Annotated in this window: 17 protein-coding genes, 2 pseudogenes and 1 other annotated feature; of the genes and pseudogenes, 13 read left to right on the top strand and 6 right to left on the bottom strand. The window is 54.1% G+C overall.

From position 1 onward, the window contains the following. The first annotated feature begins 82 nt into the window (after window positions 1-82). Together C5523_RS00065 and C5523_RS00070 are read left to right on the top strand one after the other, a co-directional pair. Window positions 83-1,420 carry an MFS transporter gene (locus tag C5523_RS00065; protein ID WP_071845957.1) on the top strand — a complete coding sequence of 446 codons (1,338 nt, stop codon included), beginning with the start codon at window positions 83-85 and terminating at the stop codon, window positions 1,418-1,420. A gap of 51 nt (window positions 1,421-1,471) precedes the next feature. Then, window positions 1,472-2,698 (top strand): DUF3748 domain-containing protein, encoded by a 1,227-nt coding sequence (locus C5523_RS00070; RefSeq protein WP_108700413.1) that lies wholly within the window; start codon window positions 1,472-1,474, stop codon window positions 2,696-2,698. On the opposite strand, the gene C5523_RS00075 is transcribed toward C5523_RS00070, so the two are convergent. Further along, window positions 2,699-3,031 (bottom strand): YceK/YidQ family lipoprotein, encoded by a 333-nt coding sequence (locus C5523_RS00075; RefSeq protein WP_107222677.1) that lies wholly within the window; start codon window positions 3,029-3,031, stop codon window positions 2,699-2,701. It abuts the gene before it with no gap. Window positions 3,032-3,270: 239 nt separating this feature from the next. Next, window positions 3,271-3,345: a sequence feature (ROSE (Repression Of Heat Shock gene Expression) occurs in the 5'-region of heat shock genes and acts as an RNA thermometer to modulate expression.), on the top strand. Between C5523_RS00075 and ibpA the strand changes: the two genes are divergently transcribed. From ibpA to C5523_RS00090, 3 genes are all read left to right on the top strand, one after another. After that, window positions 3,339-3,752: a small heat shock chaperone IbpA gene (ibpA, locus tag C5523_RS00080; protein WP_039080040.1), complete on the top strand. Its 414-nt coding sequence runs from the start codon at window positions 3,339-3,341 to the stop codon at window positions 3,750-3,752. (Overlaps the previous feature by 7 nt.) Window positions 3,753-3,839: 87 nt before the next feature. Beyond that, entirely contained in the window at window positions 3,840-4,268 is a 429-nt protein-coding gene (gene ibpB, locus C5523_RS00085; protein WP_039080041.1) for a small heat shock chaperone IbpB, read from the top strand. 208 nt (window positions 4,269-4,476) lie between these two features. Continuing rightward, window positions 4,477-6,138: a putative transporter gene (locus tag C5523_RS00090; RefSeq protein WP_039080042.1), complete on the top strand. Its 1,662-nt coding sequence runs from the start codon at window positions 4,477-4,479 to the stop codon at window positions 6,136-6,138. On the opposite strand, the pseudogene C5523_RS00095 reads toward C5523_RS00090, so the two are convergent. After that, window positions 6,085-6,851: pseudogene (locus C5523_RS00095) on the bottom strand (GntR family transcriptional regulator). The gene C5523_RS00090 and the pseudogene C5523_RS00095 overlap by 54 nt on opposite strands. Before the next feature lie 222 nt (window positions 6,852-7,073). Between C5523_RS00095 and C5523_RS00100 the strand changes: the two are divergent. The 4 genes from C5523_RS00100 (at window position 7,074) to C5523_RS00115 (ending at window position 10,793) form a co-directional block, all read left to right on the top strand. Then, the gene (locus C5523_RS00100; RefSeq protein WP_071195129.1) at window positions 7,074-8,696 is read left to right on the top strand and encodes an alpha-glucoside-specific PTS transporter subunit IIBC; all 1,623 of its coding nucleotides are present in this window, start codon (window positions 7,074-7,076) and stop codon (window positions 8,694-8,696) included. Beyond that, window positions 8,693-10,015, top strand: a complete 1,323-nt coding sequence (locus C5523_RS00105) for a 6-phospho-alpha-glucosidase (RefSeq protein ID WP_039080045.1) — start codon at window positions 8,693-8,695, stop codon at window positions 10,013-10,015. The genes C5523_RS00100 and C5523_RS00105 overlap by 4 nt, the downstream gene beginning before the upstream one ends. Window positions 10,016-10,105: 90 nt before the next feature. Continuing rightward, entirely contained in the window at window positions 10,106-10,453 is a 348-nt protein-coding gene (locus C5523_RS00110; RefSeq protein WP_039080046.1) for a YidH family protein, read from the top strand. After that, window positions 10,443-10,793, top strand: coding sequence for a DUF202 domain-containing protein (locus C5523_RS00115; protein ID WP_039080047.1), 351 nt, complete (start codon window positions 10,443-10,445; stop codon window positions 10,791-10,793). Before C5523_RS00110 ends, C5523_RS00115 begins: the two co-directional genes overlap by 11 nt. A 3-nt stretch (window positions 10,794-10,796) precedes the next feature. Here the strand turns inward: C5523_RS00115 and dsdA are convergent, their stop codons facing one another. After that, entirely contained in the window at window positions 10,797-12,131 is a 1,335-nt protein-coding gene (gene dsdA / locus C5523_RS00120; RefSeq protein ID WP_108700414.1) for a D-serine ammonia-lyase, read from the bottom strand. Window positions 12,132-12,452: 321 nt separating this feature from the next. Between dsdA and C5523_RS00125 the strand changes: the two are divergent. Further along, window positions 12,453-13,070, top strand: a pseudogene (locus tag C5523_RS00125) (cellulase family glycosylhydrolase); the annotation flags it as partial. A gap of 214 nt (window positions 13,071-13,284) precedes the next feature. On the opposite strand, the gene emrD reads toward C5523_RS00125, so the two are convergent. The 3 genes from emrD to tisB all read right to left on the bottom strand — a co-directional run bounded on the left by emrD (window position 13,285) and on the right by tisB (window position 15,768). After that, the gene (gene emrD / locus C5523_RS00130; protein WP_079496862.1) at window positions 13,285-14,526 is read right to left on the bottom strand and encodes a multidrug efflux MFS transporter EmrD; all 1,242 of its coding nucleotides are present in this window, start codon (window positions 14,524-14,526) and stop codon (window positions 13,285-13,287) included. Window positions 14,527-14,701: 175 nt separating this feature from the next. Beyond that, on the bottom strand, window positions 14,702-15,535 hold the full coding sequence (locus C5523_RS00135) for a DMT family transporter (protein ID WP_039080050.1): 834 nt from the start codon (window positions 15,533-15,535) through the stop codon (window positions 14,702-14,704). Between the two features lie 143 nt (window positions 15,536-15,678). Beyond that, window positions 15,679-15,768 carry a type I toxin-antitoxin system toxin TisB gene (gene tisB, locus C5523_RS00140; protein ID WP_064572414.1) on the bottom strand — a complete coding sequence of 30 codons (90 nt, stop codon included), beginning with the start codon at window positions 15,766-15,768 and terminating at the stop codon, window positions 15,679-15,681. A 607-nt stretch (window positions 15,769-16,375) separates the two neighbouring features. Between tisB and fic the strand changes: the two genes are divergently transcribed. The 3 genes from fic to ilvB all read left to right on the top strand — a co-directional run bounded on the left by fic (window position 16,376) and on the right by ilvB (window position 19,450). After that, entirely contained in the window at window positions 16,376-17,455 is a 1,080-nt protein-coding gene (fic, locus tag C5523_RS00145; protein WP_108700415.1) for a protein adenylyltransferase Fic, read from the top strand. Window positions 17,456-17,562: 107 nt separating this feature from the next. Next, window positions 17,563-17,661: an ilvB operon leader peptide IvbL gene (gene ivbL, locus C5523_RS00150; protein ID WP_103281084.1), complete on the top strand. Its 99-nt coding sequence runs from the start codon at window positions 17,563-17,565 to the stop codon at window positions 17,659-17,661. A gap of 103 nt (window positions 17,662-17,764) precedes the next feature. Continuing rightward, window positions 17,765-19,450 carry an acetolactate synthase large subunit gene (gene ilvB, locus C5523_RS00155; protein ID WP_079496863.1) on the top strand — a complete coding sequence of 562 codons (1,686 nt, stop codon included), beginning with the start codon at window positions 17,765-17,767 and terminating at the stop codon, window positions 19,448-19,450. The last annotated feature ends 2 nt before the right edge of the window (window positions 19,451-19,452 follow it).

The raw sequence follows: 19,452 nt of genomic DNA on the forward strand, positions 1-19,452 counted from the left end.
CCCCAGCACGAATTAATTAGCGCATTACGTGTAGCATTTTAATTAATAAATAAATTCAAACACCCTCTGTAAATTACCGGGCATGGTGAGCGGCCTCGCTATGCCCAAAATCTGGAGACAGATTGCGATGGATATTTCAGTTACTGCTGCAAAAGTCGGTCGTCGGCGTTATCTGACGCTAGTGATGATCTTTATTACGGTTGTTATTTGTTATGTCGACAGGGCCAACCTCGCGGTGGCCTCCGCGCATATTCAGCAAGAGTTCGGTATTACCAAAGCGGAAATGGGCTATGTCTTTTCTGCCTTTGCCTGGCTTTATACCTTGTGTCAGATCCCCGGCGGTTGGTTCCTCGACCGGGTCGGCTCTCGCCTTACTTATTTTATCGCCATCTTTGGCTGGTCGGTGGCGACCCTGTTCCAGGGCTTTGCGACAGGATTAATGTCGCTGATTGGTCTGCGCGCCATCACCGGGATTTTTGAAGCGCCCGCCTTTCCGACCAATAACCGCATGGTGACAAGCTGGTTCCCGGAACACGAACGCGCTTCCGCCGTGGGCTTTTATACCTCCGGTCAGTTTGTCGGCCTGGCATTTCTTACCCCACTGCTTATCTGGATTCAGGAACTGTTGAGCTGGCACTGGGTATTTATCGTTACCGGCGGGATTGGCATCATCTGGTCGCTAATCTGGTTTAAGGTCTATCAGCCGCCGCGTCTGACTAAAAGCGTCACCCATGAAGAGCTGGAATACATTCGCGAAGGCGGTGGTCTGGTAGACGGCGATGCGCCTGTGACCAAAGAGGCGCGCCAGCCGCTCACCAAAGCCGACTGGAAACTGGTGTTCCACCGTAAACTGGTCGGCGTTTACCTGGGACAGTTCGCCGTCACCTCTACGCTGTGGTTCTTCCTGACCTGGTTTCCGAACTATCTGACCCAGGAAAAAGGTATCACCGCGCTGAAAGCCGGGTTTATGACCACGGTACCGTTCCTCGCCGCGTTCTTTGGCGTGCTGCTCTCTGGCTGGCTGGCGGACAGGCTTGTGCGCAAAGGCTTCTCCCTTGGCGCGGCGCGTAAAACGCCCATTATCTGCGGCCTGCTGATCTCCACCTGCATTATGGGCGCTAACTACACCAATGACCCGGTGTGGATCATGACGCTGATGGCCATCGCGTTCTTTGGCAACGGCTTCGCCTCTATCACCTGGTCGCTGGTCTCCTCCCTTGCGCCGATGCGTCTTATCGGGCTGACGGGTGGCGTCTTTAACTTTGTCGGCGGTCTGGGCGGTATCACCGTGCCGCTGGTGATTGGTTATCTGGCACAGAGCTACGGTTTTGCCCCGGCGCTGGTGTATATCTCCGTGGTGGCGCTGATTGGCGCACTCTCCTACATCCTGCTGGTCGGCGACGTAAAACGGGTAGGTTAATCTCCCCGCCTTGCGCTACCCTGATGCCAAATAGGGCATCAGGGTATCCGCATGAAGCAAATCACTCGCGCGCAGCGCAACCATCAACTCACCAATATTCACACCTGGACACCGGACAGTCAGTGGCTGGTGTTTGATGTACGCCCCTCCGGCGCGTCTTTTACCGGTGAAACCATTGAACGCGTCAATATCCATACGGGCGCCGTTGAGGTTATCTATCAGGCGAAAGAGGGGGCACACGTTGGCGTAGTGACCGTTCATCCTCATGAAGAGAAATACGTTTTTATCCACGGCCCGGAAAACCCGGATGCTGACTGGCATTATGATTTTCACCATCGTCGCGGCGTCATCCACGCCGACGGCAAAACCGCCAATCTGGACGCGATGGACATCACCGCCCCCTTTACGCCGGGCGCGCTGCGCGGCGGTAGCCATGTGCATGTCTTTAGCCCCAACGGTGAGAACGTCAGTTTTACCTATAACGATCATGTTATGCATGAGCTGGACCCGGCGCAGGATTTGCGTAACGTCGGTGTCGCCGTACCTTTTGGCCCGGTACACCCCCCACTCACACATCCACGCGAGTATGCGGGAAGCCACTGGTGCGTGTTGGTAAGCCGTACCACCCCAGCGCCTGCTCCCGGCAGCGATGAGATCAACCGTGCGTATGAAGAAGGTTGGGTGGGTAACGATAAGCTGGCCTTTATTGGCGATACGCTGTCATTAACAGGCGAGAAAGTGCCGGAGCTGTTTATCGTTGATCTGCCGAAAGCGGCGCAAGGATGGAAACAACCAGGCGATACACCGCTGCAGGGTACGCCGACAAGCCTGCCTGCTCCACCCGCCGGGGTTTTGCAACGGCGCCTGACCTTTACCCATCAACGTGCCTTTCCTGGGCTGGTTAACGTACCGCGCCATTGGGTGCGCAGTAACCCGCAGGGCACTGCGATTGCATTTTTAATGCGTGATGATGCGGGTATTGTCCAGCTTTGGCTGATCTCGCCACAGGGGGGCGAACCGCAGCAGTTAACCCACACGGAAACGGGCATTCAGTCTGCCTTTAACTGGCATCCTTCGGGGGCGGCGTTGGGCTTTGTGCTGGATAATCGTATCGCGCTGTGCGATGCCGCTTGCGGCAACATCACCTTTTTGACAACCGATCACGGCAATCCGCCGTCTGCCGACGCCGTCGTGTTCTCGCCGGACGGTCGGTCTATCGCCTGGATGGAAGAGATTGCGGGTTTCCGCCAGATCTGGATGACGGAAACGGGTATGTAATTACTGCTTAGCCATGGGGGCGGGTGGAATCGCGTTGTCCGTCGCCATGGTGGCCTTTTCGCTTTTCTCAACGCGAGATTTAACGGAGCTGTCGGTGCGGAACATATCCCACGGCAGCAGTATCGTGTCCATGACCGCGGTAAAAGGCATATCCAGAACCACCAGGGATTTCATACCGATATTGGTGTCATCGTCGGATAACATCGTGGAGCTTGCTTTCATACCCGGATACAGGCCTTCCTTGCCCCCGGTATGCGACATCACGCTGGAGCAACCACTGAGTAACACCATTCCACTAAGCAGCGTCGAAATAAACAGAGTATTTTTCATCATTCATTAATCATCGTTATAGGCAGTATGAAGACTGCTGCTGGCGTTATATCTGTCCTGCGCCGAAATAAACAGCCTCCATGCTGCGCTCTGTGGCGACATTCGCACTTTCACCTTTTGTGCTGTGATCCCAGTCTATGCAAAGCGCGAGAAACTGCAAAAAAAAGTCAGAAAAAGACCCTTGAAAACATCAGCGTCACCCCTATTTTAAGAATGTAGCCGGAAGACACGCCGGAAGGGTGTTGGGCTACCGCAGCCTGTCCATTGTGGAAGGCAAACGACAATCTCGCTGATTTCAGGAGCTTTATTTATGCGTAACTTCGATCTTTCTCCGCTTTATCGTTCAGCTATTGGTTTCGACCGTCTGTTCAACCTGCTGGAAAACAATCAAAACCAAAGCAACGGCGGCTATCCTCCGTACAACGTTGAATTAGTTGACGAAAACCATTATCGCATCGCGATCGCGGTAGCGGGGTTCGCGGAAAGCGAACTGGACATCACCGCGCAGGACAACCTGCTTATCGTGAAAGGCGCGCACGCGACCGAACAGAAAGAACGTACCTACCTCTACCAGGGCATCGCCGAACGTAACTTCGAGCGCAAATTCCAGCTTGCCGAAAACATTTATGTTAAAGGCGCAAATCTGGTGAATGGCCTGCTGTACGTTGATCTTGAACGCGTGATTCCGGAAGCAAAGAAACCGCGTCGCATTGAGATTAACTAATTACCTGAACTGAATGCTTGCCGTCAGGGAGCATATGCGAGCCATCGGCTTGCAGGAACTTACTCGCTTCTTAGAAGGAGAAATATCATGCGTAACTACGATTTATCCCCGCTGCTGCGTCAGTGGATCGGTTTTGACAAACTGGCTAACGCGCTGCAAAGCACCACTGAGCAACAGACATTCCCGCCCTATAACATTGAAAAGGGCGATGACAACCATTACCGCATTACGCTGGCTCTGGCCGGATTCAACCAGCAAGAGCTGGATATTCAACTGGAAGGTACCCGGTTAGTGATCAAAGGTTCGCCGGAAAAACCGGCCAATGAGCCTAAATGGTTGCACCAGGGGCTGGTTATCCAACCTTTTACCCTGAGCTTTACACTGGCAGAAAATATGGAAGTCTCTGGCGCGACCTTCGCTAACGGCTTACTCCATATTGATCTGACCCGTAACGTGCCGGAAGCCATTGCGCCACAGCGGATCGCCATTAGCGAACGTCCTGCGCTAAACAGCTAATACCTGTTATGGCAGGTGCCCAAACCGGGCGCCTGCGCTCTTTCACATCGAGAGGGTGGAAACACCAAAACGGTCACCTCAGGGTGGCCGTTTTGCGTTTACTTTGCTGCCGTTTCGGCGGGGCTTTTTTGTGCGCCAAAGCCCATACATCCTGCTATAGCTCTGAGAGAATCCTTGATAATTACAATGTTATTCACAGGGAGCCATCATGAGTGATATAGCGTTAACCGTAAGCATGCTGGCGCTGGTCGCGGTCGTCGGTTTGTGGATCGGCAATGTAAAAATACGCGGCGTGGGTTTTGGGATCGGTGGCGTGCTTTTCGGCGGTATTATTGTCGGCCATTTTGTTGATCAGGCAGGGATTACCCTGAGCAGCCCGATGCTGCATTTCGTGCAGGAGTTCGGCCTTATCCTCTTCGTCTATACCATCGGTATTCAGGTCGGGCCTGGCTTTTTTGCCTCGCTGCGCGTTTCCGGGCTACGCCTGAACCTGTTTGCCATTCTGATTGTGATACTTGGCGGCCTGGTCACCGCTATTTTGCACAAACTCTTCAATATTCCGCTGCCAGTCATTCTGGGCATTTTCTCTGGTGCGGTCACCAACACCCCGGCTCTTGGGGCCGGGCAGCAGATCCTGCATGACCTGGGAACACCGTCTAACGTTCTCGATCAGATGGGGATGAGCTATGCGATGGCCTACCCGTTTGGCATCTGCGGCATTTTACTGACCATGTGGCTGATTCGCGTCGGTTTTCGCATCAACGTTGAGCAGGAAGCGCAACTGCATGATGCGGGCGTTAGCTCGGGTAACTCGTTGATCAAGACCATCAATATTCGCGTGGAAAACCCCAACCTGAACAATATGGCGATTCAGGATGTGCCGATGCTGAACAGCGATAAAATCATCTGTTCGCGCCTGAAACGCGATGAATTGCTGATGGTACCTTCGCCGGGCACCATTATTCAGGTTGGCGACCTGTTGCACCTGGTTGGTCTGCCGAAAGACCTGCATAGCGCGCAACTGGTGATGGGCCAGGAGGTGGACACCTCGCTCTCAACGCGGGGGACCGACCTGCGCGTTGAGCGTGTGGTCGTCACCAACGAAAAAGTCCTTGGGAAACGCATTCGCGATCTGCATTTCAAAGAGCGCTATGACGTGGTGATTTCCCGTCTTAACCGCGCCGGGGTCGAACTGGTAGCCAGCAGTGATTCCAGCCTGCAATTCGGTGACATTCTCAACCTTGTCGGGCGTCAGGCGGCAATTGATGCGGTGGCTTCTGAGGTGGGGAACGCGCAGCATAAACTCCAGCAAGTCCAGATGCTGCCTGTCTTTATCGGCATTGGATTGGGGGTGTTGTTGGGGTCGATTCCCGTCTTTGTTCCCGGCTTCCCGGTGGCATTAAAACTGGGGCTCGCGGGCGGGCCGCTTATCATGGCGCTGATCCTTGGGCGTATCGGCAGTGTGGGTAAGCTCTACTGGTTCATGCCGCCCAGTGCCAACCTTGCTCTGCGTGAGCTGGGTATCGTGCTGTTTCTCGCGGTGGTTGGACTGAAATCCGGTGGTGATTTTATCGCGACGCTGACCCACGGCGATGGGTTTAACTGGATGTGCTACGGGATTTTTATTACCGCTATTCCCTTGCTGACCGTCGGGATTCTGGCGAGGTTGTTTGCGAAGATGAACTATCTGACCCTGTGCGGCATGCTGGCCGGTTCGATGACCGATCCCCCGGCGCTGGCTTTTGCCAACGGCCTGCATGCCACCAGCGGGGCCGCCGCGCTCTCGTATGCCACGGTTTATCCACTGGTGATGTTCTTACGTATCATCACGCCGCAATTGCTGGCCGTACTGTTCTGGGGCGTCAGTTAGCACTTTTCCGGGTGGATACGCCGCAGATGGTAGTCCACCTGGTAATCACGAGTATTACGGAACATAACGGAATAATTCAGGAACTCGCCGCTGTCACTGTAGGAAAGGGAAGTGATTCTCAGCAGCGGCGTCTGTTCCGGAACATTCAGATATCCTCCCAACGATTTATCTGCCAGCACGGGAGTCAGACTCTCATAATTACCGCTGATGGTTATCCCACACTCCTTCTCAATGTAATCAAATTTCGACCCCTCGAGATGCGCCAGTGACAGATTGCGAAACAGCTTCACGGGCATAAAGCTATCCTCCAGCATCAGGGGTTTCCCTTCCACGTAACGCATCCGGCGTGAAAAGTAGATCCGCTCATCCACCTGAATCCGTAGCAGGCTGGCAATGGCTGGTGGCGCGGGCATCACCTCGAACTGCAGAACCTTACTCTGTACTTCTTTACCCTGCTGGCGCAGTACCTCCACCAGCCCGGTCAGATTGGTGGTTTCATGGTGCACATCCTTGCGTGCAACAAATGTCCCGCTGCCATGGCGGCGTTCAACCAGCCCCCAGCCCACCAGCAGATCTAACGCCTTGCGAATTGTCATTCGCGCCACGCCAAATTCTTGCGCCAGCGCTTTTTCTCCCGGAAGCGGGCTGCCGATATTGTAGTCCGACGAATTCAGCCGCAGCCGTAACCTGTCGGCGATGGATTTATAGATCACCAGTAGACCTCTCTGCCCTTATCAGGCCGGGGATGCGGTTATGACACGTCCATATTTACAAGCGAAAGTAGACCTGAGAGGTCAAATTAAAACCATGAATGTGATCACGAATCGCAGCGGCACGCCATGTTCGCGTATGAATAAATTTTTATGCTCACTCCAGGCCAGCAAAAAACCATAAAGGCCTCTACTCCCTACAGGTTGTTACGTGAGGATTTAAAAATGCTCAGTCAAATACAACGTTTTGGCGGTGCCATGTTTACCCCGGTATTACTGTTTCCGTTTGCCGGGATCGTGGTGGGAATCGCTATCATGCTTAGCAACCCGCTGTTTGTCGGCGAGGCCTTAACCGCCCCGGATAATCTGTTCGCTCAAATTGTTCACATCATTGAAGAGGGCGGCTGGGCAGTATTTCGCAATATGCCGCTGATTTTTGCCGTCGGTTTACCGATTGGCCTGGCGAAACAGGCGCAGGGCAGAGCCTGTCTCGCAGTGTTGATTAGTTTCCTGACCTGGAATTACTTCATCAACGCGATGGGGATGACCTGGGGGCATTTCTTTGGCGTTAACTTCTCTGCAGAACCCGTAGCCGGAAGCGGGCTGGCGATGATCGCGGGTATCAAAACGCTCGATACCAGCATCATCGGGGCTATTATCATTTCAGGCATCGTTACCGCTATTCACAACCGCTTTTTCGATAAGCCGCTTCCGGTTTTCCTGGGGATTTTCCAGGGCACCTCGTTTGTCGTTATCCTCGCGTTTTTCGTGATGATCCCCTGCGCCTGGCTCACCCTGATGGGCTGGCCAAAAGTACAGATGGGCATCGAATCCCTGCAGGCTTTCTTACGCTCCGCTGGCGCGTTGGGCGTGTGGGTTTACACCTTCCTGGAACGTATTTTGATCCCCACCGGATTACACCACTTTGTCTACGGTCCGTTCATCTTTGGCCCGGCGGCGGTAGAAGGCGGTATCCAGGTCTACTGGGCGCAGCACCTGCAAGAATTCAGCCAGAGCACCTTGCCGCTGAAAACGCTGTTCCCGGAAGGGGGATTTGCGCTGCACGGCAACTCAAAGGTGTTCGGCTCAGTCGGGATTGCGCTGGCAATCTGGTATACGGCGTCAGCGGAAAACCGCGTTAAGGTCGCGGGCCTGCTGATTCCGGCAACGCTTACCGCCGTGCTGGTGGGCATTACTGAACCACTTGAATTCACTTTCCTGTTTATCTCGCCGCTGCTGTTTGCCATTCATGCCGTGCTGGCGGCATCAATGGCGACAACGATGTATGTTTTTGGCGTTGTGGGCAATATGGGCGGCGGACTTCTTGACCAGTTCCTGCCCCAGAACTGGATTCCGATGTTCCACAACCACGCCTCGATGGTCTTCACCCAGATTGGTATTGGCGTCTGCTTTACCGGTCTCTATTTCGTGGTTTTCAAAACGCTGATTGAACGACTGAACCTCAAAACCCCTGGTCGGGAAGAGAGCGAAATCAAACTCTACAGCAAGGCTGATTATAAAGCGGCGCGCGGGCAAACCACCGCACCGGCCGCAGCCAGCCAACAGATCGGTCAAGCCGCCGGATTCTTACAGGCTCTTGGCGGCGCGGCAAACATCGAAAGCATCAACAACTGCGCCACCCGCTTACGCATCGCGCTGGTTGATATGGCGCAAACCCAAAGCGATGAAGTCTTTAAAGCCCTGGGCGCACACGGTGTGGTGCGACGCGGCAACGGCATTCAGGTGATTGTCGGTCTGCATGTTCCCCAGGTGCGCGACCAGCTTGAATCGCTGATGAAAACCCCTTTAACGAACGAACAAACCACCATGACGGAGGCTGTATCATGAAAAAATTCTCAGTTGTCATTGCAGGCGGCGGTAGTACTTTTACTCCCGGTATTGTCCTGATGTTATTAGCTAACCGTGATCGCTTCCCGCTGCGCGCTCTGAAATTCTATGACAACGATGGCGCACGTCAGGAGACCATCGCGGAGGCGTGCAAAATCATCCTCAAAGAACAGGCGCCGGAGATTGCCTTTAGTTACACCACCGATCCGAAAGCGGCCTTTACCGATGTCGATTTTGTGATGGCGCATATCCGCGTGGGTAAATACCCGATGCGCGAAAAAGACGAGAAAATCCCGCTGCGCCATGGCGTGCTGGGCCAGGAAACCTGCGGACCGGGTGGAATTTCCTACGGTATGCGCTCTATCGGCGGTGTGCTGGAACTGGTGGACTATATGGAGCAGTATTCTCCGAATGCTTGGATGCTGAACTACTCCAACCCGGCGGCTATTGTCGCGGAAGCGACTCGCCGTCTGCGCCCGAACGCCAAAATTCTCAACATTTGTGATATGCCGATCGGCATTGAAGGACGTATGGCTCAGATTGTCGGACTGAAAAACCGCAAAGAGATGCGTGTGCGTTACTATGGTCTGAATCACTTTGGCTGGTGGACGTCGATTGAAGATCTAAACGGTAATGATTTGATGCCAAAGTTGCGGGAATATGTGGCGAAAAACGGTTATGTGCCGCCATCTGACAACGCCCATACAGAAGCCAGTTGGAATGATACCTTTGCTAAAGCAAAAGACGTGCAGGCGCTCGATCCTGATACCATGCCAAACACTTACCTGAAATATTATCTCTTTCCGGATTACGTGGTGGCGCACTCCAATCCAGAACGCACCCGTGCCAATGAAGTAATGGATCATCGTGAGAAGCATGTTTTCAGCGCTTGCCGGGCGATTATTGAAGCCGGTAAATCCTCCGCCGGGGAGCTGGAAATCGATGAACATGCGTCGTATATCGTCGATCTGGCGACCGCGATTGCGTTCAATACCCAGGAGCGCATGTTGTTGATTGTGCCGAATAACGGCGCAATTCATAACTTTGATGCTGACGCGATGGTGGAAATCCCCTGCCTGGTCGGTCATAACGGCCCAGAGCCACTCACCGTGGGGGATATCCCACACTTCCAGAAAGGGTTGATGAGTCAGCAAGTGGCGGTGGAAAAACTGGTGGTGGATGCCTGGGAACAGCGCTCGTATCAGAAATTATGGCAGGCGATCACGCTGTCCAAAACCGTACCGAGCGCCTCGGTTGCGAAAGCGATTCTGGATGACCTGATTGAAGCCAATAAAGAGTATTGGCCAGAACTACACTAATCTTCCCGACCGGCATCACCTGATGCCGGTTTTTTGTCCTTGTCGATTTACGCTATGCTGATGCCAGCCTGAGCATGACAAGGAGCCTTCATGAAAATTTCCCACCTCGGTGAAGCGCCGGATTACCGCTTCTCACTGGCCAATGAGCGCACTTTCCTGGCGTGGATACGCACCGCACTGGGCTTTCTGGCTGCAGGGGTCGGGCTTGATCAACTGGCGCCGGAGTTTGCCACGCCGCTGATTCGTCAGGTGCTGGCGCTGCTGCTCTGTCTGTTTGCTGGCGCGCTGGCGGTTTACGGCTATATGCGCTGGCTACGCAATGAAAAAGCGATGCGCCTGAAAGAAGACCTGCCCTATACGCGAAGCCTGCTGGTGATAAGCGCCGTTCTGTTGACGGTGGCTACCGTGGTGATGGGACTGGTGCTGTATGGCGGATAACCGCAAGGCGCGCCGCGCGGCAGATCCAGGGCTACAGCCGGAGCGCACTTCGCTTGCCTGGCTGCGTACCTTTTTTGGCTATATTGCCCTGCTTGCCTTTGCGGTGAAGCACAACTGGCAGCACTCGGGGATCACCTTCTGGATCTCGCTGGTGGTGCTGCTGTTGGTCGGCGGTATGCTGTGGCGTTATACGCGCAAACGCACCCTGATGGATGTAGAAAGCAGCGATTTCGCAAAGCCTGGCGCGATCCGCGATAAGTTGCTGATTGCGCTGGCTGTGCTCTCTCTTTCGCTGCTGTTCGGGCTAACGCATATCCGCCATATCCTGAGTTCTCTGTAAGCGTCAGAGCTGCCGGGCTTTTGCCAGATACTGCGTCATCTCTTCTTCTGGCACCATGCCCCCTCCGGTCGCCCAGACGATGTGGGTGGCGTTGTCTAACTGTTGCGCCGTAAGCCCCTGTAAACTGTGATATTCCGCGCTCGCGCAAACGCGCTGTGGCCCCGCCATTCCTGCCAGTGCGGAGGGCTCAAGGCGGATATTTTCTTCCTGCGCCAGCATACCGAGCAGGTCATACATCGTTTGATCGTCGAGCGTATAAAAGCCATCCAGCAGACGTTGCATGGCGCGGCCCACAAACCCGGACGCTCTGCCTACCGCCAGGCCGTCTGCCGCAGTGACATTATCAATACCTAAATCCTGAACGGAAATAGCATCGTGCAGCCCGGTATACACCCCCAGCAGCATGCAGGGGGAATGGGTCGGCTCAGCAAAAAAGCAGTGCACGTTATCACCGAACGCCAGTTTCAGGCCGAAGGCCACACCGCCAGGACCGCCGCCCACACCGCACGGCAGATAGACAAACAGCGGGTTTTCGGCATCCACCACCCGGCCTTGCTCTTTAAGCTGCGTTTTCAGACGCTGCCCGGCAACTGCATAGCCCAGAAAAAGCGTGCGCGAGTTTTCATCATCAATAAAGAAACAGTTTGGGTCGGACTGTGCTGCCTTGCGCCCCTGCTCCACCGCCACGCCGTAATCTTCCTCATATTCGACGACAATTACGCCGTGGCTGCGTAGTTTGGCTTTTTTCCAGGCTCGGGCGTCGGCAGACATATGTACCGTGACCTTAAAGCCGATACGGGCGCTCATAATGCCAATCGACAGCCCCAGGTTACCGGTCGAGCCGACGGCAATGCTGTACTGGCTAAAGAACTGTTTGAATTCAGGGGAGAGCAGCACGCTGTAGTCATCGTCGATGCTCAGCAAACCGGCTTCGAGCGCCAGTTTTTCCGCATGGGCCAGCACTTCATAAATGCCGCCACGGGCTTTGATGGAGCCCGAGACCGGCAGATGGCTGTCTTTTTTCAGCAGCATTTCACCACTGATACGCTGTCCATATACTTTTTCCAGCCGCTTTTGCATCGACGGAATGGCAACCAGTTCAGATTCAATGATGCCGCCAGAAGCTGCCGTTTCAGGGAAGGCCTTTGCCAGATAGGGCGCGAAACGGCTGAGACGTGCATGGGTGTCCTCAACGTCCGCCTGCGTGAGGCCGACATAAGGCAGCCCCTGCTCAAGAGAGGTCGTGGCCGGGTTAAACCAGGTCGTTTCCTGCAAATCTATCAAGGCTTGTAACTGTGGGAACGTCGCGATGAGTGTCTGTATTTGGTCAGGATTCATGTTAATTTCTGCACAATAAACGAAAGGTGTATGCTCTACAGTGGTCGATTTTTTTTATAAGCGCCAGCATCGACAACGTTTACGACGGTATATCCGGGCATAATCTTCATATTCTGTCGCATAACTGCGAATTTATTACGTTTATACGCTACGTATTCGGCGATAAATCATGCTAAATACATGTAATCACCACCGATTTTGGCAAGGTCAATTGTGTTAAAACCACTGTTAGCGATTGCTCTTCTTCTGGCGGGCATGCCTGCGTTTGCTGCTGATACGCCGCTTACGGCGACACGCTACGCTCAGGAACTGGGCGTGGGGATGGATGTCGACTGGGCGCGAACCGAGCGCGGTATCCGCGAGTTCGATCCGCTTATCGTCCGTGATTTCTATGCGGAGGGGATTCGCCACGTACGTATCCGGGTGGCCGATCCGTTAACCGAAGCCCGCCTCATTCACCTGCGTAAGCTGGTGGAGGCCTGCGAAAAATACGGTGTGATCCCGATAATCTCCTACCAGGCAGATACCTTTAAGGCTGAGCCGGTCGCAAAAAACGAAGCCCAACTGGTCGCCTGGTGGTCAACGATGGCGAACTACTTTGGCACCGAACATCCAATGCTGGGTTTCGACCTGATTTATGAGCCTTCGGATAAGCTCAATCACGATCTCTCTGCGCTTAACCGTGCGTATGAAAATATCATCAAGACCATCCACGACATCGATCCGCAGCGCATGATTTTTATTGCGCCGCGTCTGCGGGCCGCGCCTGAGGATTTAATGTCGTTGAAATTGCCAGGGCGTAGCCAGAACTACCTGCTGGCAGAGTGGCATATCTTCCCGTGGGGGCCACTGAAAAATAATGGCAAGTACCCGTGGACATCGGGTACGGCGGCTGAGAAAGCGGCAATCAGAGCACGCATTAACACCGCGGTGCACTGGCAGCAAAAAACCGGTCACGCAACCTGGGTTGGCGGCTGGTCGGTGGGGGAAACCATTAAAAGCTCGCCAGGTGAATCGCAACTGGCGTTCGCCGCGTTTATGGCCTGCGAACTGAATAAGGCGCAGATCCCCTTCGCCCTCAATGCGGACACGCAATTTTATGATGGCGAAGAGGGGGCGTGGCGTCCGACAACCGAACCGTTGCTGAAAGCGATTATTTCACCGGACTGTGAGAAGGCTGATGCGAAGCCGGATCGCCGGGAAGGGAAGCCGCCTGTTCATGTTCATGGCGCTTCTGGCGCAGCGCCAGCGGCAGCCAGCTCAGCACAATCAAAAGCCCTGCCAGCGTCATCAGCATCCCAAGGCTAAACTGGCTGGTCTGGGGAAGTTGAGCGGAAAACCACGCAAGGGCGCCTGATCCCATATTTTGCATGCCGCCCACCAGCGCCCCCGCCGTGCCCGCCAGAAAGGGGAACGGCTCCATTGCGCCACTGGTCGCCAGTGGAAAGAGCATGCCCGCCCCGAAGAAGAACAGTGCGGCGGGAACCAGCAGCGTCCAGACCGTCATCACGCCAAACCAGCCGGGGATCCACATCATTACGCCTGCCAGCAGACAACTGGCGACCGCCTGCCACATCAGTGTGGAGAAGCGCGCGTTTTGCCGCCCGGCGAACCAGGCACCGAAAAAGGCGGCCGGAATGGGCAGAATAAACAGGATACTGACCGCCATACTCGAAAGCCCAAGCGTAGCGCCCATCAGCACGCCTGAGCAGGCCTCAAACACCGCGATACCCGCCAGCCCGCCAATTAGCATCAGCAAATAGCAGTTAAACATGCCGTTACCCAACAGGGTTTTATAACGGGCAATCAGGCCCATTTTTACGGTACCAGTCGGGCGCGTTTCCGGCATCCAGCGCGCCATGCTGTATGTGACGCCAGCACAGAGCACCAGCAGGAAAGCAAAACAGGCGCGCCAGCCCCAGAGGGTAGTCAGCAAGCCGCCAATCAACGGCGCAAGCAGCGGGCTTACCAGAATGCCCATATTCAGCAAACTGTTAGCGTGGCGTAATTCGGTGCCGGAATAGAGATCGCGCGGCAGGGTACGTGCCATGACGCCGCCGACGCCGGTCCCCATGCCCTGAAAGGCGCTGGCGACTATCAGCACGGTCAGGCTGTGGGTCGTGACAGCGACCAGTGTTGCCAGCATAAACACTGTTAAGCCGCAGAGGATCGCCGGACGGCGGCCAAAACGGTCGGCTAACGGGCCGTAAAAGAGTTGTGATACGCCATAGGTGAGCAGATAGGCGGCCATGACATTCTGCACCGCCCCTTCACGGGCACTGAGATCCTGCGCCATACCGGCAATCGCGGGAATATAAATGGTTTGCGCCATCTGCCCCACGGCCACCAACAGGACCAGCATCAAGAGTAAACTGACATTACGCTGTCTTTTCATTTCGCTGAATACGTTTTAAAAATAGATAAATAAAGAATATTGTGCTGCCATAACCGTAAAATGCGAGAGGAATCTACCACAGTAATGTGACACAACAAGATGCGGGGTCAGAAAGAGTGACCGCCGCCAGGCAGGATTTGTAAACAACCATCGGCAACATTTGTTGCCAGCGTGATCAGGACAGGCGCAGCAAAATAGCCCCCGCAGCGATGCCACAGGCGGCAACGATGCGTAATCCGGCAACCTTTTCTTTGAGCATTAAAAAGGCGAGCAGCGCGCCAAAGAGAATGGAGGTTTCACGCAGTGCGGCGACCACCGCCAGCGGTGCCTGTGTCATCGCCCATAGCGCCAGGCCGTACGAGCCCATGGTACCAATGCCGCCAGGCAGCCCTTTTTTCCAGTTATTCACCAGATAGTGAGAGACTTCACGGCGGCGAGCGATCATCGCCCAGGCCAACAGGCAAAAACCGTTCATGAAAAAGGTCCAGAGGGTGTAACCGAACGCGCTACCCGCAAGGCGTACACCTGTGCCGTCCACCAGCGTGTACCCGGCGATAAAACAGGAGTTCAGCAGCGCAAGCCAGATCCCACGCGTTGAGCTGTGTCGCCCGTTACAAGCCATGCCAAGAATGGACAGACAAATGACCGCGATACCGAGCCAGGCAAAGGTGGATAATGTATCCCCGAGGAACAGTACGCTGATCAGGGCCACCAGAAGTGGCGCGGTACCGCGCATCAACGGGTAGGTCTGACTCATATCGGAAACTTGATACGTTTTAGCGACCAGCACCGTATAGACAACCTGTAGCAGGCAGGAAACGGCGAGATAAGGCACGCTGGCAAGCGACGGCTGCGGTGAGAAGGGCAGCATGACCAGGGCGATTAAAGCCGCAGAGCCGCTGACGCAGATGGCGGAATAGAGTTTGTCGCTGCCCGCTTTAACAATCGCGTTCCAGCTCGCATGTAGAAGTGCGGCAAACAGCAGAATACAAAAAACAGTAACAGTCATGAGTATGCAGTGTCAGTGGGCGGCGTAAAAACGTACCATGAAAGCATTGGTCGGAGCGACTATTCTGTGCGGTGACGAAGACAGCCTGCGTTTATTAAAGAGGGGCGGTTGCCCGCCCCTCTTAGGTACGACTTGAACCTGAATTACCGCAGTAATTTCAGGACAGCTTCAAGCAGTTGCAGCAAGGCAACTATGAGTTTCAGGATAAGGATAACCATATCCATTTCGCCCATACGTTTCTCCTTTGGCAAGGAGCACGACCGGCTGGCGTACCTTTCCGCTGCCTGTAACCAGCCGTTTTGTTGGCGTAACACAGTGTGCTCTCAAGGGGTTAAGGCACTGACGGCACCACCCGTTTCAGCCAGGACTTTATGTGCGCCCGTATCATAGCGGTCCCCTCATACACCGTGGTCGGCAAGATCATTATAAATTCATACTGTAAATATATACAGTGATTTCTGGACGAAATTTGCATCCTGTTTCATACTCAAACTGCTCGTAGTGTGTGCATAATTTGCGCGCAGGATTAATTGATCGTATAGTTTCACTGTTGACGTAACACAGTGTGCTTGCGGCTACCAACCGCAAAAACCTGTTAAAAACCTCGCTCCGGCGGGGGATAACGGACGGCATTCTCTGCTGTCCGTTTTTATTTTGTGCCATGCACCTCCCTCCACACGATTCCGATAGCTCCTTTTTCATATCAGCACATGCCTTTCTCTGTTATTTAACAGGTCGTTTATATGCTTATAAAATTCGGTTTTTTAAACATATGGTCGTGACATGTCGTTGCTATCGACATATTATGAGTATATGTCGATAAAATGGGTTTTTTTAAACATGTCATGGATGCCCGAACGCTCATATAACCAGCTTCCGCCACTCCCACCTGATACAGCGCTCGTCGAGACGCGTAAGGTACTGAAAGCTTGCATTAAGGCACGAGCTGCTTTAGCTGAACTGAATACATCTGGCGAACTGCTGCCCGATCAAAGGCTATTGATAAACTTGCTGCCAATGCTGGAAGCGAAAGACTCCTCTCGCATTGAAAATATTGTCACAACCAGCGATCAGCTTTTCCAATACGCCGATCGTATGGAAGGTGCTGACCCTGCAACAAAAGAAGCGTTACGTTATCGCACTGCGCTGTATAAAGGCGTTAATCTTTTACAGGACTACCCGCTGTGTTCTGGCACAGCTATGGAAATCTGCACAACGCTGAGAGCCATTGAAACTGACGTGAGAAAAACGCCAGGCACAGTGCTTCGCGATCAAAATAAGAACGTGGTATACACCCCACCTGATGGCGAAACGTTAATTCGTGACCTCTTATCTAATTGGGAACACTTCATCCATTCAGATATTGATTTAGATCCTTTGATAAAAATGGCCGTAGCCCATTATCAGTTTGAATGCATTCACCCCTTCTCCGACGGAAATGGTCGTACGGGCCGCATCCTGAATATCCTCTATTTAATGGACTGTGGTGTGTTGTCGCAACCGATTCTCTATCTGTCTCGCTTTATCCTGGAAAGGCGGAGCGATTACTACACCTTGCTTCGTAACGTTACGGCTAAGAATGATTGGGAGTCCTGGGTTCTCTTTATGCTGGAAGCCGTGGAAGACACGGCAAAATGGACGACTGAAAAAATCGCTGCTCTGCGGAAATTAATAGAAGAAACAGCAGCATGGATCCGTGAAAAGCTGCCAAAAATTTATACGTGGGAGCTTAACCAAACGCTATTTTCTCAGCCCTATTGTCGCATTGAAAACCTGGTCGATAATGGGATTGCAAAGCGGCAGACGGCCTCAATTTACCTTAAGTCACTTGTTGAGATAGGTGTACTGGAAGAAAAAATTGCCGGGCGTGAAAAACTGTACCTCAATACACGCCTTTTGCAGGAACTGAACAGCCAATAGAAACGTGATCTTCGGCTCATTTTTGCGCTGATGAATAATTTTCCATTGTTTCATTTCGCGAGCTGTGTTTGTATAAATCCTGTTAATTATTCAAACACGAGTCCCCAATGAACGCTTCCACTATGACGATGAACCTACTAAAAACCGCGCATAACGCCGCGGTGGTCGTCGTGCGTGTGGTGGTGGTCGTCGGCAATGCGCCGTAGGGACTGGAACAACACACGATTCCAAAACCCCGCCGGCGCAAACCGGCGGGGTTTTTCGTTCAAAGCCTCCCGGAAAGTCGGCCCAGAAGAAAAGGACTGGAGCATGGCAAGTTCGGGCACAACACAAACGACACGCTTTACCGGCGCACAATTGATCGTTCACTTACTGGAACGCCAGGGCATTACCACGGTAGCGGGTATTCCTGGCGGGACCGTTCTCCCACTGTATGACGCATTAAGTCAGAGCACGCAAATTCGCCACGTCCTGGCGCGCCACGAGCAAGGCGCCGGGTTTATCGCCCAGGGCATGGCCCGTACCGAAGGCAAACCCGCCGTCTGTATGGCCTGTAGCGGGCCAGGCGCCACCAACCTGGTGACCGCCATCGCCGATGCGCGTCTCGATTCCATTCCGCTGGTATGTATCACCGGCCAGGTGCCTGCCTCCATGATCGGCACCGATGCGTTCCAGGAAGTCGACACTTACGGCATCTCTATCCCCATCACTAAGCACAATTACCTGGTTCGGGATATCGCCGAACTTCCGCAGGTGATGAGCGACGCGTTTCGCATTGCGCAATCCGGCCGTCCCGGCCCGGTGTGGATAGATATTCCTAAAGATGTTCAGACCGCGACCATCGAACTGAGTGAGTTGCCGGAGCCGGGCGGCAGAGCGCCAGCCCCGGCGTTTGACGCGAAAAGCGTGCAGGAAGCGGCGGCGATGATTAATGCCGCACAGCGTCCGGTGCTGTACCTGGGCGGCGGGGTGATTAACGCGCCGGAACAGGTGCGCGCCCTGGCGGAAAAAGCGAATCTGCCGACCACCATGACCTTGATGGCGCTGGGCATGTTGCCAAAAGCGCATCCGCTGTCGCTGGGGATGTTGGGTATGCACGGCGCGCGTAGTACCAACTTTATTCTGCAAGAGTCTGATTTGCTAGTTGTTCTTGGTGCGCGTTTTGATGACCGGGCGATTGGTAAAACCGAGCAGTTCTGTCCGAATGCGAAAATCATTCATGTGGATATCGACCGCGCCGAACTGGGTAAAATCAAACAACCGCACGTTGCCATTCAGGGCGATGTGGGTGAAGTGCTGGCACAATTGCTGCCGCAAATTGACGCGCAGCCGCGTGAGGAGTGGCGTGGTCTGGTGGCGCAATTACAGCAGGAATTCCCGTCTGCCATTCCGCAGGGCGGTGACCCGCTGACCCATTACGGCCTGATCAATGCCGTTGCCGCCTGCGTCGATGACGAGGCGATCATCTCCACCGACGTGGGCCAGCATCAGATGTGGACCGCACAGGCCTATCCGCTCAATCGACCACGTCAGTGGCTGACCTCCGGCGGGCTGGGCACTATGGGCTTCGGCCTGCCAGCGGCGGTAGGTGCTGCGCTGGCGAACCCGCAACGCAAAGTGATTTGCTTCTCCGGGGACGGTAGCCTGATGATGAACATTCAGGAGATGGCCACCGCCGCAGAAAATAATCTGGATGTGAAAATCATTCTGATGAACAACGAAGCGTTAGGTCTGGTGCATCAACAGCAGAGTCTGTTTTACAAGCAGGGCGTGTTCGCGGCGACGTATCCGGGAATGATTAATTTTATGCAGATTGCCGCCGGTTTTGGCCTGCAAACCTGTGATCTCAACAACGAGGCTGACCCGCATGCCGCGTTGCAGGAGATCATTGCTCGCCCTGGTCCGGCGCTCATCCACGTGCGCATCGACGCCGAAGAAAAAGTGTATCCGATGGTGCCGCCAGGTGCGGCAAATACTGAGATGGTGGGGGAATAAGC

It is taken from the genome of Phytobacter sp. SCO41 (genome assembly GCF_003073275.1).
Classification (GTDB): domain Bacteria; phylum Pseudomonadota; class Gammaproteobacteria; order Enterobacterales; family Enterobacteriaceae; genus Phytobacter; species Phytobacter diazotrophicus.

Coding starts and splice junctions, on each gene's coding strand:
- C5523_RS00065 (WP_071845957.1), top strand. CDS start 83: ATGGTGAGCGGCCTCGCTATGCCCAAAATCTGGAGACAGATTGCGATG.
- C5523_RS00070 (WP_108700413.1), top strand. CDS start 1,472: ATGAAGCAAATCACTCGCGCGCAGCGCAACCATCAACTCACCAATATT.
- C5523_RS00075 (WP_107222677.1), bottom strand. CDS start 3,031: ATGATGAAAAATACTCTGTTTATTTCGACGCTGCTTAGTGGAATGGTG.
- ibpA (WP_039080040.1), top strand. CDS start 3,339: ATGCGTAACTTCGATCTTTCTCCGCTTTATCGTTCAGCTATTGGTTTC.
- ibpB (WP_039080041.1), top strand. CDS start 3,840: ATGCGTAACTACGATTTATCCCCGCTGCTGCGTCAGTGGATCGGTTTT.
- C5523_RS00090 (WP_039080042.1), top strand. CDS start 4,477: ATGAGTGATATAGCGTTAACCGTAAGCATGCTGGCGCTGGTCGCGGTC.
- C5523_RS00100 (WP_071195129.1), top strand. CDS start 7,074: ATGCTCAGTCAAATACAACGTTTTGGCGGTGCCATGTTTACCCCGGTA.
- C5523_RS00105 (WP_039080045.1), top strand. CDS start 8,693: ATGAAAAAATTCTCAGTTGTCATTGCAGGCGGCGGTAGTACTTTTACT.
- C5523_RS00110 (WP_039080046.1), top strand. CDS start 10,106: ATGAAAATTTCCCACCTCGGTGAAGCGCCGGATTACCGCTTCTCACTG.
- C5523_RS00115 (WP_039080047.1), top strand. CDS start 10,443: ATGGCGGATAACCGCAAGGCGCGCCGCGCGGCAGATCCAGGGCTACAG.
- dsdA (WP_108700414.1), bottom strand. CDS start 12,131: ATGAATCCTGACCAAATACAGACACTCATCGCGACGTTCCCACAGTTA.
- emrD (WP_079496862.1), bottom strand. CDS start 14,526: ATGAAAAGACAGCGTAATGTCAGTTTACTCTTGATGCTGGTCCTGTTG.
- C5523_RS00135 (WP_039080050.1), bottom strand. CDS start 15,535: ATGACTGTTACTGTTTTTTGTATTCTGCTGTTTGCCGCACTTCTACAT.
- tisB (WP_064572414.1), bottom strand. CDS start 15,768: ATGGGCGAAATGGATATGGTTATCCTTATCCTGAAACTCATAGTTGCC.
- fic (WP_108700415.1), top strand. CDS start 16,376: ATGTCATGGATGCCCGAACGCTCATATAACCAGCTTCCGCCACTCCCA.
- ivbL (WP_103281084.1), top strand. CDS start 17,563: ATGAACGCTTCCACTATGACGATGAACCTACTAAAAACCGCGCATAAC.
- ilvB (WP_079496863.1), top strand. CDS start 17,765: ATGGCAAGTTCGGGCACAACACAAACGACACGCTTTACCGGCGCACAA.